Origin of the sequence: Mesorhizobium sp. M1273, assembly GCF_040318195.1 — a bacterium.
Lineage (GTDB): Bacteria > Pseudomonadota > Alphaproteobacteria > Rhizobiales > Rhizobiaceae > Mesorhizobium.
On the sequence record NZ_JAMYLV010000003.1, the window covers coordinates 99,052 to 113,024 of the forward strand.

The following is a 13,973-nucleotide window of genomic DNA, read 5'->3' on the forward strand; positions in this document are numbered from 1 at the left end:
GGAAGGCCGCCTTCCCGCATGATCCCGAAAAGTGGATTCCGGTTTTCGGACCAGGTCATGCGTTAGCTATGTCGGCTTTCGACGTTTACGGCCCCGGCACGTTGCCGGCCGCGAACGCTCCAGAACAACGCGAAAGGAAATGCCATGAGCCACGATACTTACGAGCTCAAGGCCGAAGCGCGCGAACAGGTCGGTAAGGGGTCCGCCCGTGCAGTTCGCCGCAACGGTAAAGTGCCTGCAGTGATTTACGGCGACAAGCAGCCTCCCCTGGCGATTGCGCTGACCTACAAGGACATCTACTACAAGATCCATGGCGGCGGGTTTCTGACCACGGTCGCCACGATCGATGTCGACGGCAACAAGATCCAGGTTCTGCCCAAGGATTTTCAGCTCGACCCGGTCAAGGATTTCCCTGTCCATGTCGATTTCCTGCGCATCGGCAAGGATACCGAAGTCAACGTCGATGTGCCCGTGCACTTCATCAATGAAGACAAGTCGCCCGGCATCAAACGCGGCGGCGTGCTCAACATCGTGCGCCACGAGGTCGAGTTCCACTGCCCTGCCAATGCGATCCCGGATTTCATCACCGTCGATCTCACCGGTACCGATATCGGCGATTCGATCCACATTTCGGCCGTCACCTTGCCGGCCGGCGTCAAGCCGGTGATCTCCGACCGCGACTTCACCATCGCGACCATTGCCGGCTCCTCGGCGATGAAGCCGGAGGCCGCGGAAGAGACGACTGAAGCGGCTGCGCCCGAAGCGGCTCCTGCCGCCGAAGAGAAGTAACCCCTTCCCGCCCGGAGGCGACGATGCTTGTCTTTGCAGGCCTCGGCAATCCGGGCGCGAAATACGCCAACAACCGGCACAATGTCGGCTTCATGGCGGCGGACGCGATCGCCCGCCGCCATTCCTTTTCGCCCTGGTCGAAGAAATTCCAAGGTCTGATTGCCGAAGGCACGCTTGCCGGCGAAAAGGTGATCCTGATCAAGCCGCAGACCTTCATGAACCTGTCCGGCCAGGCGGTCGGCGAAGCCCTGCGCTTCTACAAGCTCGGCCCTTCGGCACTGACCGTCTTCTATGACGAGATCGACCTTGCCGCCGGCAAGGTGCGGGTCAAGGTCGGTGGCGGTTCCGGCGGCCACAACGGCATCCGCTCGCTCGACCAGCACGTCGGCAAGGATTTTCGCCGTGTGCGCATCGGCGTCGGCCACCCCGGCGTCAAGGAAATGGTGCATGGCCATGTGCTCGGCGATTTCGCCAAGGCCGATCGCGAATGGCTGGACGTGCTGCTCGACGCAATCGCCGATGGTGCCGGATTGCTTGCCAAGGGCGACGACAATTCGTTCATGAACCGTGTGACGCTGGCGCTGCGCGACAAGCTCACGCCGACGGACGACGACGATCGCCCGCCGCCCAAGGCGCCAAAGGCGCAAAGCCACGTCCGCCAGGCGCGGCCGCAGCAGCCGGCGGCCAAGCTGCCCGAAACCGGCCCGATGGCGGCCATGCTGAAGAAGCTTTTTGGCGGCAAGGACTGAGCCATGGATCTGGATGACATTCAGGAATTGGTCCGTCTCATCAGACAGAAGTATGTTGATTATTTCGTCACCGCTGCCGGCGAACTTGCACGCAACTGCCAAGGATCGCATGCGACCGAAATCAAGTTTTCGAACGTCGATTCCTTCTATCGAAATTTCATCGCGGTTGATTTCGTCAGTAATGACGGACAGCCAAATCCGCAATTCATCAACAGCGATTCCTATGTGAAATTCTCTCCGGATATTCACGCCGGGATGGGTGGAATGGATGTCCTCATCTCACCTTTCAGGTGGGATGAGATTCATTTTAAATTCCCTATAAATGAGCTCGACGGCGATCTCTTCGACGAATGGTTTCGCGGCTGGTTCGATATCGATGGCGAGCGTGAAACATCGGAGACCGTCGGAAACGTCATTCACAGTGCGCAGTTGCTCGACGGGCAACTGACCATCGATTTCGGAACCGCTGAGGTCGACGCGTTCTGGCATCTTCTGCAAATACTGAGCAGGTCCGGCGTTCGTTCGTTGGCGATAGGCACCGATGACATCGCGCAGCGTCTGAATTGAATTGCGCCTTGACGATCATCGGCGCTTTCGCCCATAGCCCTGATCAAATTTCGATTTCCCGATAGGACCAGACAAAAATGGGTTTCAAATGCGGCATCGTTGGCTTGCCCAATGTCGGCAAGTCGACGCTCTTCAATGCGTTGACCAGGACGGCGGCGGCGCAGGCCGCCAATTATCCGTTCTGCACCATCGAACCGAATACCGGCGAGGTGGCGGTGCCCGATCCGCGCCTGCAGAAGATCGCCGCGATCGGCAAGTCGAAGGAGATCATCCCGACCCGCATCTCGTTCGTCGACATTGCCGGCCTGGTGCGTGGCGCCTCCAAAGGCGAAGGGCTTGGCAACCAATTCCTCGCCAACATCCGTGAGGTCGACGCCATCGTCCATGTGCTGCGCTGCTTCGAGGATGACGACGTCACCCATGTCGAGGGCCGCATCGATCCTGTCGCTGATGCCGAGACCGTCGAAACCGAATTGATGCTTGCCGACCTCGACAGCCTTGAGCGCCGCATCGTGCAGATCCGCAAGCGTGCCGCCGGCAAGGACAAGGAAGCAGCGACCGCACTTCCGATGATGGAAGCGGCGCTTGAACTGCTGCAGGCGGGCAAGCCCGCCCGCATCCTGCTCAACGGCATCTCGGCTGAGGATCTACGCATCCTGCAGGGGCTGAATCTCTTGACCTCACACCCGGTGCTTTACGTCTGCAACGTCGCGGAAGCCGATGCCGCCACCGGCAACGCGCATACCAGGGCGGTCGAGAAGATGGCCGCCGCGCAAGGTGCCCGCACCGTTGTGATTTCCGCGGCGATCGAGGCCGAGGTCGCCCAGCTCTCGGACGAAGAGGAAATGGAATTCCTGGCAACGCTCGGTCTGGACGAACCCGGCCTGAACAAGGTCATCCGCGCCGGCTACGAGCTGCTCCAGCTCATCACCTACTTTACCGTTGGCCCCAAGGAGACACGCGCCTGGACCGTGCACAAGGGCGCCAAGGCGCCGCAGGCGGCAGGCGTCATCCACACCGATTTCGAGCGCGGCTTCATCCGCGCCCAGACCATCGCCTATGAGGACTTCGTCAGGCTGGGCGGCGAAGTCGCGGCCAAGGAGGCCGGCAAGGCGCGCGACGAAGGCAAGGAGTATGTCGTCCAGGACGGCGACATCATGCTGTTCAAGTTCAACACCTGAACCGGCGAGGGAGCCCAATGGTCACCATTGCCGTCGCTCGATGACAAACTTCAAAGCAGGGTGTCGCAGTGCCTCTTGCGCTGCTTGACGGGCCATCGTGCGGGGTCTAAGGGGCCTCTGCACCGGCCTCGCGCCTCGCCTGCCCGTGTCCGTGCGATGTGACTGACGCGCCCCCTCCAAACGAACGCTCTTTGGCAACAGCAAGGGAGACCCCGGCGATGATCAAGGCCTTCGTCGTCGACAATGATCGCCTGCGCCTGGTCGACGATCTCGTGCAAAACAGCGACACTGTCGTCTGGGTCGACCTCTTCAACCCGACAAAGGAAGAAGAGACGACAATCGAGACCTGGCTCGGCATCGCCGTTCCGACCCGCGAAGAGATGGAAGAGATCGAGATCTCGAGCCGTCTCTACGTCGAGGACGGCGCCTACTTCATGACCGCCATTCTGCCTGCGCAGACCGAGGTGAACGATCCCTTGATGTCGCCGGTCACCTTCGTGCTCGCCGGAAGCAGGCTGATCACCGTGCGTTACCACGAGCCGAAGGCGTTCAAGACCTTTCCGCTGCGCGCCGAGAAGGTGGCGACCGGCTGCACCAGCGGCGACACCATCCTGATCGGACTGCTGGAGGCGATCGTCGACCGCCTCGCCGACATTCTGGAGCGCGCCGGCCGCGACGTGGAGGCGATCTCGCGCGACATCTTCGAGGCACGCTCGACCAAGGTTTCCAAGCGCAACCGCGACTTCCAGGAGCTGTTGAAAGGCATTGGCCGCAAGGAGGACCTCGCCTCCTCGATCCGCGACAGCCTGATCTCGCTACAGCGCCTTGCCGGCTTTCTCGCCCATGCCTCCACGCAAAGCAGGATGAGCAAGGATACCCGCGCTCGCATCAAGACCTTGTCGCGCGACGTGCTGTCGCTCGCCGACCACGCCACGTTCCTGTCGCAGAAGATCAGCTTCCTGCTCGACGCGACGCTCGGCATGATCTCGATCGAGCAGAACGCCATCATCAAGATCTTCTCCGTCGCCGCTGTCATCTTCCTGCCGCCGACGCTTGTCGCTTCGATCTACGGCATGAATTTCGACATCATCCCTGAGCTCAAATGGCACTTTGGCTATCCCTTCGCCATCGGCATGATGGTGCTTTCGGCAATCCTGCCTTTCTGGTATTTCCGCCGCCGCGGCTGGCTATAGGGTCGTCAATACCGCGCTGCGGCTTGGTCGCAACGGGCTGGCGCAATAGAAATTGCTTGACCAAATGCCGCCCTGCCTGCATCCGGGACCCGGACCCGTAGCGATCGTACAATCCTGAACAGGATTTCCAGACCATGACCGCAAAGACCTGGGCTTATGAGGATTTTGTCGAGGGCGCTTCGCTCGACCTCGGCACCAAGTTGGTAAGCGCCGCCGAAATCATAGAATTCGCCAACGAGTTCGATGCCCAGCCGATGCATCTCGACGAGGCCGCGGGCAAGGCCAGCATCCTCGGCGGGCTGGCGGCTTCAGGCTGGCACACCTGCGCCGTGTTCATGCGCATGCTGTGCGATGCCTTCCTGCTCGACTCGACCTCCCAGGGCGCGCCGGGCGTCGACCAGGTCAAATGGAAACGGCCGGTCCTGGCCGGCGACCTGTTGACCGGCAGCACCACCGTCCTTGCCAAGCGACTGTCCAGATCGAAACCCCGCCTTGGCCTGGTGACCATGCGCAGCGAGTTGTTCAACCAGCGCGGCGAAGGTGTTTTCGAGCTCGAAAACACCGTCATGTTCCTCACCCGCGAGGGCAGTGCGTGAGCCTCGACGAATTCTTCTGCATCGGTATCACCGTCACGCTCGGTTCACATCGATTCGAACCGGAGGCGATCAAGGCGTTCGCCCGCAAATACGACCCGCAGATATTCCATATCGACGAAGAGGCGGCGAGGAACAGCATATTCGGCGGGCTCTGCGCCTCGGGCTGGCACACCGCCGCCACCTGGATGAAATTGAACCTCCAGGCTGGCATAGAGGCAGAGGTCGCCCGCTGGCCCGGTCCCGGGCCGGTGCCGGAATTCGGCCCCTCGCCCGGCTTCAAGAACCTCAAATGGCCCAAACCTGTCTATGCCGGGGAAACCGTGACTTTCACCCGCACCGCGCTGGCCCATCGCCCTATCGCCTCGCGACCGGGCTGGCGGCTGCTGACGCTCCGCTCGGAGGCCTTCGATTCGACCGGCGACAAGGTCATCGAATTCGAAAGTGCCGTGCTGGTGAAGGTGGAGTGAGCGGAGTTCTTCCCTACTCCACAAGAAGGGGAGAAGGAAGAAACGCTCAATGCCCCTCAAACCCGATCAGCGTCCTCACCGGTACGCCGAGCGCCTCTAACCTCTCGCGGCCGCCAAGGTCCGGCAGGTCGATGACGAAGCAGGCGGCGAGGATGTCGGCGCCGATCTGCCGCAATAGCTTGACGGCCGCCTCGGCCGTGCCGCCGGTGGCGATCAAATCGTCGACGAGGATTACCTTCTCGCCTGGAGAAACACCGTCTTTGTGCATCTCCATCTCGTCCAGCCCGTATTCCAGGCTGTAGGCGACGCGCACCGTCTCGGAAGGCAACTTGCCCTTCTTGCGGATCGGCACGAAGCCGGCCGAGAGCTGGTGGGCGATGGCGCCGCCGAGGATGAAGCCGCGCGCCTCGATGCCGGCGATCTTGTCGATCTTGAGGCCGGCATAGGGATGCACCAGTTCGTCGATGGCGCGGCGGAAGGCCCGCGCATTGCCGAGCAGCGTGGTGATGTCGCGAAACAGGATGCCCGGCTTGGGATAATCCGGAATGGTGCGGATCGCGGCAAGCAGCGTCTCTTCGAGCGAGGATTTCATCAAGCGGCTCTCCGGGCCTTTCAGATTCGGCTGAAGACGTGAAGGGAATGGGCCAATCGTAACCCGGTGCAGCTAAGTCCGGCTACCGCCATGTGACGCCTGACGGAAAATTGTCCGGCAAAAGGGGCCACTCTGCGCCGGCAGCGATGAATCGACATGCCTGCAATGAGGAGGGCGTCTTTCGACGCCCTCGCATTCTCGTAGATCGCAGGGCTCAGTGCGCCACGCCGGCCCACACCTTGCGCTTGGTCAGGTAGACCAGTGCGCCGAACAGCAGCAGGAAGACCAGTACGCGAAAGCCGGTCTTCTTGCGGTCCTCGAGGTGTGGCTCGGCCGCCCACATCAGGAAGGCCGACACGTCACGCGAATACTGGTCGACCGTCTGCGGCGCGCCGTCATCATAGGTTACCTGGCCGTCAGAGAGCGGCTTCGGCATCTTCAGCGACACGCCGGACAGGAAGTACGGATTGTAGTACGTGCCTTCTGGTATGACCATGCCCGCCGGCGGCTGCTGGTCGTAGCCGGTCAGCAGCGAGTGGATGTAGTCGGGGCCGCCCTGGGCATACTGGGTAAAGATATCGAAGACGAAGCGCGGGAAGCCGCGTTCGACCCCGCGCGCCTTTGCCAGCAGCGACATGTCGGGCGGTGCTGCGCCGCCATTTGCCGCCGCCGCCGCCTCCACATTGGGGAACGGCGCCGGGAAATGGTCGGACGGCTTGCCGGGACGATCGAACATGTCGCCGGCATCGTTCGGTCCGTCATGGATCGTATATTCGGCCGCCAGCGTCTTGATCTGCGCATCCGAATAGCCAAGGCCCACCAGTGTACGGAACGCCACCAAATTCATCGAATGGCAGGCCGAGCAGACTTCCTTGTAGACCTTCAGCCCGCGCTGCAGCTGGGCCTTGTCGTAGGTGCCGAATGGCCCGGCGAAGCTCCAATCCATTTCCTCCGGTTCGTGTATCGGGAAATGCGTCGGCGCCGCCTCATTGTGCGCCTCTTCCTGGGCGCTGGCTCCAGTGCTTGCGGCACCCATGCCCGCGGCCAAAAGGCCAAGCAGCGCCAGCGAGGAGAGAATCTTCTTCATGCCAAATCCCCTTGAGATTCTCTGACGCGCCGTCACCGTCTCGAGCATGACCTTGTCCGAGTACCGGTTTCCACTTTTCGGAATCATGCTCAGCCCTTGGTTTCCGGCGCGGTCGTGGCGCCGGCAGGATGTCCACCGCCGCCCTTGTTCTTCTCGAGCACCGCCTCGGTGATCGAGTTCGGCAGCCGCCGCGGCTTTTCGATCAGCCCGAGCACCGGCAGCGCTACCAGGAAGAAGGCGAAGTAGAACAGCGTCGCCATCTGCGCCATGAATACATAGCTGCCCTCGGCCGGCTGCGAGCCCAGCCAGCCGAGCAGGATGGCGTCGGCCACGAACAGCCAGAAGAACAGCTTGTACCAGGGCCGGTAGACTGCCGAGCGCACCTTCGAGGTGTCGAGCCACGGCACCAGGAACAGCATGACAATCGCGCCGAACATGCAGAGCACGCCGCCGAGCTTGGAGTTGATGGGCCCGATATTGAAGGTGATAGCGCGCAGGATCGCGTAGAACGGCAGGAAGTACCATTCCGGCACAATGTGGGCCGGCGTCTTCAGGGGGTTGGCAACGGTGTAATTGTCCGGATGGCCGAGATAGTTCGGCAGATAAAAGACGAAATAGGCGAAGACGAACAGGAACACGATCATGCCGAACCCATCCTTGATGGTCGCGTAAGGCGTGAAGGCGAGCGTGTCGGTCTTCGATTTGACCTCGATGCCGGTCGGATTGTTCTGGCCGACGACGTGAAGCGCCCAGATGTGCAGCACGACAACGCCGGCGATCATGAACGGCAGCAGGTAATGCAGCGCAAAGAAGCGGTTCAGCGTCGGATTGTCGACCGCGAAGCCGCCGAGCAAAAGCTGCTGGATCCAGTCGCCGACCAGAGGTATGGCGGTGAAGAAACCGGTGATGACGGTGGCGCCCCAGAAGCTCATCTGGCCCCAGGGCAGCACGTAGCCCATGAATCCGGTCGCCATCATCAGCAGGTAGATGATACAGCCGAGGATCCACAGCAGCTCGCGCGGCGCCTTGTAGGAGCCGTAGTAGAGCCCGCGGAAGATATGGATGTAGACGGCGACGAAGAAGAACGACGCGCCGTTCGAATGCAGGTAGCGCAGCAGCCAGCCCGAATTCACGTCGCGCATGATCTTTTCGACCGAATCGAAGGCGAGAGTGCTGTCGGCCGCATAGTGCATGGCCAGCACGATACCGGTCAGGATCTGCGCCGCCAACATAAGCGCAAGGATGCCGCCGAAGGTCCAGGCATAGTTCAGGTTGCGCGGCACCGGATAGGCGATGAAGCTGTCATAGACCAGCCGCGGGAGCGGCATGCGGGAATCGAACCAGCGTCCGATACCGGTCTTGGGCGTATAGGTCGAGTGTCCCTCGCTCATCGAAATATCCCTTGCCTCAGCCGATACGGATCTTGGTGTCGGAAACGAATTGAAACACCGGCACCGCCATGTTCTCCGGCGCCGGCCCCTTTCGGATGCGGCCGGCCGTATCGTATTGCGAACCGTGGCATGGGCAGAACCAGCCGCCGAAATCGCCTTCCTGGCCGAGCGGGATGCAGCCGAGATGGGTGCAGACCTGGACCATCACCATCCAGGCTTCCTTGCCCGGCGTGGTCCGGTTGGCGTCGGTTGCCGGCGCGTCGGCCGGCAGGTTGGCATTGCGGGCAATTGGATCCTTGAGTTCGGCGAGATTGACCGCCTCGGCGTCCTTCATCTCTTTTTCGGTGCGGTTGCGTACAACCACCGGCTTGCCGCGCCACTTCACGACGAGCGACATTCCCGGCGTCAGCGAGGAGACGTCGACCTCGACCGAGGCGAGCGCCAGCGTCGAGGCATCCGGGCGCATCTGGTCGATGAATGGCCAGGCAACGGCGCCCGCGCCGACCACTGCGGCCATGCCGGTGGCGACGTAGAGAAAATCACGACGGTTGGGATCCTGGGTGTCGGTTGCGCTCACGGGTGCCTGATCCTTTCGCCTCTTCCGTGCCGGCGGCCGAGCCTTGTTCCCCGCTCAATCGCGCCGGCCCGACAGCGCATGGCGAACAGGCTAGCGAATTCCTCCGGCATTTGGGACTTGGGTTTATGCGTGAAGCCTGTTTTTGTCCAGACGGGTGAAGGCACAAGGGCAGATTGTCGCGGGGACGTAATTCGCACGGCGGAACGATTGGAAAACAGCAGCAAAACCAAATGGCTGCGTTCGCCTCGACATCTGGCGCTCGCCCGGTTTATCCTCGGCCTATGGCGCATGTCATAGACCGCGGCAAATGGGCCGAAGCGCCCGACCGCTGGCCCGACCACTGGCAGGGCGAGCTGCAAGGCGGAGCTTACGGCTCCCGCAGCTGTCTGATCTTCAACTACCTGCCTGACATCGGCGGCGGCCCTAGGCTGCACAGCCATCCCTATTGCGAGATTTTTATCATCCGGACCGGCACCGGCCTGTTCACCATCGGCGACCGGCAGATCGAGGCCACCGCCGGCCAGATCCTGGTCGTACCGCCGAACACGCCGCACAAATTCACCAATCTCGGGCCAGGCCCGCTGGAAACCACCGACATACACGAGAACGGCAGCTTCATCACCGAGTGGCTGGAATAACGCTTCTCAAACCAGTTCCGGTTCGGATCATGCGCTGGCGCCGAGCCTGGCCAGCACGGCCTTGGGAATGTTGTATTCCCGGATCACCGCGTCGTGCTTGCGCAGGCCGCAGAGTTCGCGCTGGATGAAATATCCGTGCACCGCTTCGGCTGCATCCCTGAGCAGCCGGGCGCGGTCGACATCGTCGCAATTCTCGCGCAGCCTCGTCAATGTTTCCTCGACGCGCCGGCCGGCGCGGCCGAGCGCGGCCGCCTTCTCGCCGAGGATTTCATGGCCAAGCAGGTCCAACGCGCTCTCCTGCGCGCCGGACCGTCCGAAATTCGATGGCATTCTCACCGCCATGGTCTACTCCGGTCTTTAGAAACTACTCCGCCGGCCGGGTCTCGGCCAGCGCGCTCTCCTCGTTGAACAGGAAACCGCCGGACTGCCGCTTCCACAGCCTGGCATAGAGCCCGTCGAGCCCGACCAGCTCGTCATGCGTGCCTTGCTCGACGATGCGGCCCTCGTCGAGCACCACCAGCCGGTCGAGTGCCGCAATGGTCGACAGCCGATGCGCGATGGCGATGACCGTCTTGCCTTCCATCAGCCTTGCCAGATTTTCCTGGATCGCCGCCTCGATGTCGGAATCGAGCGCCGAGGTCGCCTCATCGAGCACCAGGATCGGTGCATCCTTGAGGAAGACGCGGGCGATCGCCACGCGCTGGCGCTGGCCGCCGGAGAGCTTGACGCCGCGCTCGCCGACATAGGCCTCGTAGCCGATACGATCGCGATTGTCGCGCAGACCGAGGATGAACTCGTGCGCCTCGGCCTTCTTCGCTGCCGCGACCATCTCGGCGTCGGTCGCTTCCGGCATGCCGAGCTTGATGTTGTCGCGCAGCGAGCGGTGGAAAAGTGCCGTATCCTGGCTGACGACGCCGATATTGGCGCGCAGCGAATTCTGCGTGACCCTGGAGACGTCCTGCCCGTCAATGGTGATCTTGCCGCTCTCGAGGTCGTAGAGGCGCAGGATCAGATTGACCAAGGTCGTCTTGCCGGCGCCGGACGGGCCGACCAGGCCGACCTTTTCGCCCGGCCGCACGACGAGGTCGATGCCGTTGAGCACGCCGGACCCCTTGCCGTAGTGGAACTCGACATTGCTGACGTTGATGCGCCCGCCGCCGACGACAAGCTCTTTCGCGTCCGGCGCATCGGTCAGGCCGAGCGGCTGTGAGATCAGCGCCTTGGAATTCTCCAGCACGCCGAGGTTCCGCAAGATGCCGTTGAGCTGCATCATCAGCCGGCCGAGCAGCATGTTCAGCCGCAGCACCAAAGACAGCGTGAAAGCCACGGCGCCGACTGTGATCGCACCCTCGACCCAGAGATAAACGGCAAAGCAGGCGATCGCCGTGATCATAATGCCCGACAGCATCGTCAGCGCCATGCGCACGCCGGTCAGCCTGCGGGTGAACGGGCGCAGCGCGTCGAGATAGATGTCGAAGCCGTTCCTGATGTAGCGGTCGTCGCCATCGGCCGAGAACAGTTTCAACGTCTGCACGTTCGAATAGGAATCGACAAGGCGGCCGGTGATCATCGAGCCGGCTTCGGCGGTGGCTTCGGCATGTTTGCGGATTGCCGGCAAATAGCGCCTGGCCAGAAAGCCGAAGGCGGTAATCCAGATCACCACCAGCACCGCCAGCCGGAGATCGAGCCCGGCGACCAGCGCCAGCGTCGTCACCGTATAGACGACCATGAACCAGACCACCTCGATGAAGCTTTCCATCAGATCGCCGGTCGCCTGTCCCGCCTGCCAGACCTTGGTCGCGATACGCCCGGCAAAGTCGTTCTGGAAGAAGGCGTAGGATTGGCGCGAGACATGGCGATGGGCCTGCCAGCGCACCAGATTATAGAAGCCCGGCGTGATCGTCTGCTCGTCGACCAGCGCCGACAGGCCGACGACAATGGTGCGGATGACCAGCACCACCGCGATCATGAAGACAAGTTCCGGGCCGGCGGCAGTCCACAGAGCGTGCCAGCTGCGTTCACCGGGAAGCTGGTCGAGGATGTCGACCAGCCGCCCGACGAAATAGAACAGTCCGGCTTCGACCAGCGGCGCGATGCCGCCGATCACCAGCATGGCGAAGAAGGCGATCTTCGCCTGCCCGACATAATGCCAGAGGAAACCCCTGACGCCGGCAGGTGGGCGAAGGTCCGCAGGCTCGCGGAATGGATAGACCCAGTTCTCGAACCAGCGGTAGATGGCAGTCATCATTCGGCGGCTTCACCCTTGGCGATTGCATCGTTGGCGGCTGCATCGTTGGCGGAGGGGCCGTCGTCGAGCAGGAAGCCGCCCGACTGGCGTTGCCAGAGCTGGGCGTAGAGCCCGCCGCTGGCAACCAGTTCCTCATGCGAACCTTCCTCGATGACGCGGCCCTTGTCCATAACGACGAGCCGGTCCATGGCGGCGATCGTCGACAGCCGGTGCGCAATGGCGATGACGGTCTTGCCTTGCATCAGTCTGTAGAGGTTCTCCTGGATGGCCGCCTCGGCCTCGGAATCGAGGGCGGAGGTCGCTTCGTCGAGGATAAGGATTGGTGCGTCCTTCAGCATGACACGGGCTATGGCGATGCGTTGCCGCTGGCCGCCGGACAATTTGACGCCGCGATCACCGACATGCGCGTCGAAACCCTTTCGACCGTTAGAATCCGACAATCCGGCGATGAAATCCAGCGCCTCGGCGCGCCGCGCCGCCTCGATCAGCATCTGGTCGCTGGCGTCCGGCCGGCCATAGAGGATATTCTCGCGCACCGAGCGATGCAGCAGCGAGGTGTCCTGCGTGACCATGCCGATCTGGGCGCGCAGCGAGTCCTGCGTCACCGCCGCAATGTCCTGGCCGTCGATCAGGACCTTGCCGCTTTCGAGGTCATAGAAGCGCAACAGAAGATTGACCAGCGTCGACTTGCCGGCACCCGAACGGCCGACGATGCCGACCTTCTCGCCCGGCTTCACCGTCAGCGACAGGCTTTCGATCACGCCCTTCTGCTTGCCATAGTGGAAGCGGATGTCCTCAAAACGGATCTCCCCCTTGGTCACGGCAATATCCTTGGCGCCAGGCCGGTCTTCGACGAGGCGCGGCAGCGAGATCGAGGCGATGCCGTCCTGCACCGTGCCGATATTCTCGAACAGCGTGGACATCTCCCACATGATCCATTGCGACATGCCCCAGAGCCGAAGCACGAGGCCGATGACCAGGGCGACGGCGCCGATCGTCACGGCTTGGCCGAGCCACAGCCATAGCGAGATTGCAGTGACCGAAAACAACAGCAGCGAATTCAGGACGTAGAGCAGGCCGTAGAGCTGCGTCACCAACCGCATCGACCGGTAGACTGTATCGAGAAAGCCAGCCATACCGTCCTTGGCGAAGGATGCCTCGCGCCGCGCATGCGAGAACAGCTTGACCGTCTGGATGTTGGAGTAGCTGTCGACGACACGGCCGGTCATGGTTGAGCGCGCATTAGCCTGCTCCTCGCCGACCTTGCCCAGCCGCGGGATGAAATAGCGCAACAGCAGGACATATCCGGCAAGCCAGACGGCAAGCGGCGCAGCCAGCCGCCAGTCTGCCGAGCCGACAATGAACAGCATGCCGAGAAAATAGACGACGATATAGTTGAGCACATCGATGAGCTTGATGACGCACTCGCGCACCGCGAGCGCGGTCTGCATCAGCTTGGTCGCGATGCGCCCGGCAAACTCGTCCTGATAGAAGCTCATCGACTGCTTGAGCAGGTAACGATGCACCTGCCAGCGGATACGCATCGGATAATTACCCATCAGCGTCTGCTGGTTGAGCAGCGAATGGAACCAGACCGTCGCCGGCAGCGCGAAAACCACGATGAAGGCCATCCCGGCCAGCTTCAAGCCTTCGGTCTGCAGGAACGTCTCGCGATTCTGTCCGGACAGCCAGTCGACGATCCGGCCCATGAAGCCGAACATCCACACCTCGGCAAGGGCGATGGCCGTCACCAGTACCGCATCGAGAGCGATGTAGGGCCACGCGCCGCGCGTATAATGCACGCAGAAGGCGATCAGTGTCCGCGGCGGCTCGACCGGCTCCTTGGCAGGGAACGGATCGAGCCTTTTTTCAAACCAGCTAAACATAGAGATGCTCAC

General features: G+C 62.1%; 15 protein-coding genes. 8 read left to right on the plus strand and 7 right to left on the minus strand.

What is annotated here, in order from left to right; genetic code table 11:
- The first annotated feature begins 144 nt into the window (after positions 1 to 144).
- The 7 genes from NKH30_RS04800 to NKH30_RS04830 all read left to right on the plus strand — a co-directional run bounded on the left by NKH30_RS04800 (position 145) and on the right by NKH30_RS04830 (position 5,542).
- Complete coding sequence (locus NKH30_RS04800; RefSeq protein ID WP_352469743.1) at positions 145 to 789, plus strand: 50S ribosomal protein L25/general stress protein Ctc; 645 nt, start codon at positions 145 to 147, stop codon at positions 787 to 789.
- Between the two features lie 23 nt (positions 790 to 812).
- Complete coding sequence (gene pth / locus NKH30_RS04805; RefSeq protein WP_352541012.1) at positions 813 to 1,538, plus strand: aminoacyl-tRNA hydrolase; 726 nt, start codon at positions 813 to 815, stop codon at positions 1,536 to 1,538.
- A 3-nt stretch (positions 1,539 to 1,541) separates the two neighbouring features.
- Positions 1,542 to 2,105: a hypothetical protein gene (locus NKH30_RS04810; RefSeq protein ID WP_352541011.1), complete on the plus strand. Its 564-nt coding sequence runs from the start codon at positions 1,542 to 1,544 to the stop codon at positions 2,103 to 2,105.
- Between the two features lie 77 nt (positions 2,106 to 2,182).
- Positions 2,183 to 3,286, plus strand: a complete 1,104-nt coding sequence (gene ychF, locus NKH30_RS04815; RefSeq protein ID WP_352469740.1) for a redox-regulated ATPase YchF — start codon at positions 2,183 to 2,185, stop codon at positions 3,284 to 3,286.
- A 218-nt stretch (positions 3,287 to 3,504) separates the two neighbouring features.
- Positions 3,505 to 4,479 (plus strand): magnesium/cobalt transporter CorA, encoded by a 975-nt coding sequence (gene corA / locus NKH30_RS04820; protein WP_352469737.1) that lies wholly within the window; start codon positions 3,505 to 3,507, stop codon positions 4,477 to 4,479.
- 134 nt (positions 4,480 to 4,613) lie between these two features.
- Positions 4,614 to 5,075, plus strand: coding sequence for a MaoC family dehydratase (locus tag NKH30_RS04825; protein ID WP_352469736.1), 462 nt, complete (start codon positions 4,614 to 4,616; stop codon positions 5,073 to 5,075).
- On the plus strand, positions 5,072 to 5,542 hold the full coding sequence (locus NKH30_RS04830; RefSeq protein ID WP_352541010.1) for a MaoC family dehydratase: 471 nt from the start codon (positions 5,072 to 5,074) through the stop codon (positions 5,540 to 5,542). Before NKH30_RS04825 ends, NKH30_RS04830 begins: the two co-directional genes overlap by 4 nt.
- A 46-nt stretch (positions 5,543 to 5,588) precedes the next feature.
- Here NKH30_RS04830 and NKH30_RS04835 read toward each other — a convergent pair whose 3' ends face one another.
- The 4 genes from NKH30_RS04835 to petA form a co-directional block, all read right to left on the minus strand.
- The gene (locus NKH30_RS04835; protein WP_352469734.1) at positions 5,589 to 6,134 is read right to left on the minus strand and encodes an adenine phosphoribosyltransferase; all 546 of its coding nucleotides are present in this window, start codon (positions 6,132 to 6,134) and stop codon (positions 5,589 to 5,591) included.
- Positions 6,135 to 6,348: 214 nt separating this feature from the next.
- Positions 6,349 to 7,221, minus strand: a complete 873-nt coding sequence (locus NKH30_RS04840) for a cytochrome c1 (RefSeq protein ID WP_352541009.1) — start codon at positions 7,219 to 7,221, stop codon at positions 6,349 to 6,351.
- Between the two features lie 89 nt (positions 7,222 to 7,310).
- Positions 7,311 to 8,612, minus strand: a complete 1,302-nt coding sequence (locus NKH30_RS04845) for a cytochrome b (protein ID WP_352541008.1) — start codon at positions 8,610 to 8,612, stop codon at positions 7,311 to 7,313.
- Between the two features lie 16 nt (positions 8,613 to 8,628).
- Positions 8,629 to 9,189: a ubiquinol-cytochrome c reductase iron-sulfur subunit gene (petA, locus tag NKH30_RS04850; protein ID WP_352541007.1), complete on the minus strand. Its 561-nt coding sequence runs from the start codon at positions 9,187 to 9,189 to the stop codon at positions 8,629 to 8,631.
- Positions 9,190 to 9,470: 281 nt separating this feature from the next.
- Between petA and NKH30_RS04855 the strand changes: the two genes are divergently transcribed.
- Entirely contained in the window at positions 9,471 to 9,827 is a 357-nt protein-coding gene (locus tag NKH30_RS04855) for a cupin domain-containing protein (RefSeq protein ID WP_352469828.1), read from the plus strand.
- A gap of 27 nt (positions 9,828 to 9,854) precedes the next feature.
- On the opposite strand, the gene NKH30_RS04860 is transcribed toward NKH30_RS04855, so the two are convergent.
- From NKH30_RS04860 to NKH30_RS04870, 3 genes are read right to left on the minus strand one after another with little or no spacing between them, the layout of a single operon-like run.
- A complete protein-coding gene (locus NKH30_RS04860) occupies positions 9,855 to 10,169 on the minus strand; it encodes a DUF6665 family protein (protein ID WP_352469730.1) in 315 nt (104 codons plus the stop codon).
- 22 nt (positions 10,170 to 10,191) lie between these two features.
- Positions 10,192 to 12,075, minus strand: a complete 1,884-nt coding sequence (locus NKH30_RS04865; RefSeq protein WP_352994424.1) for an ABC transporter ATP-binding protein — start codon at positions 12,073 to 12,075, stop codon at positions 10,192 to 10,194.
- A complete protein-coding gene (locus NKH30_RS04870) occupies positions 12,072 to 13,961 on the minus strand; it encodes an ABC transporter ATP-binding protein (protein WP_352541005.1) in 1,890 nt (629 codons plus the stop codon). Before NKH30_RS04870 ends, NKH30_RS04865 begins: the two co-directional genes overlap by 4 nt.
- Positions 13,962 to 13,973 lie beyond the last annotated feature (12 nt).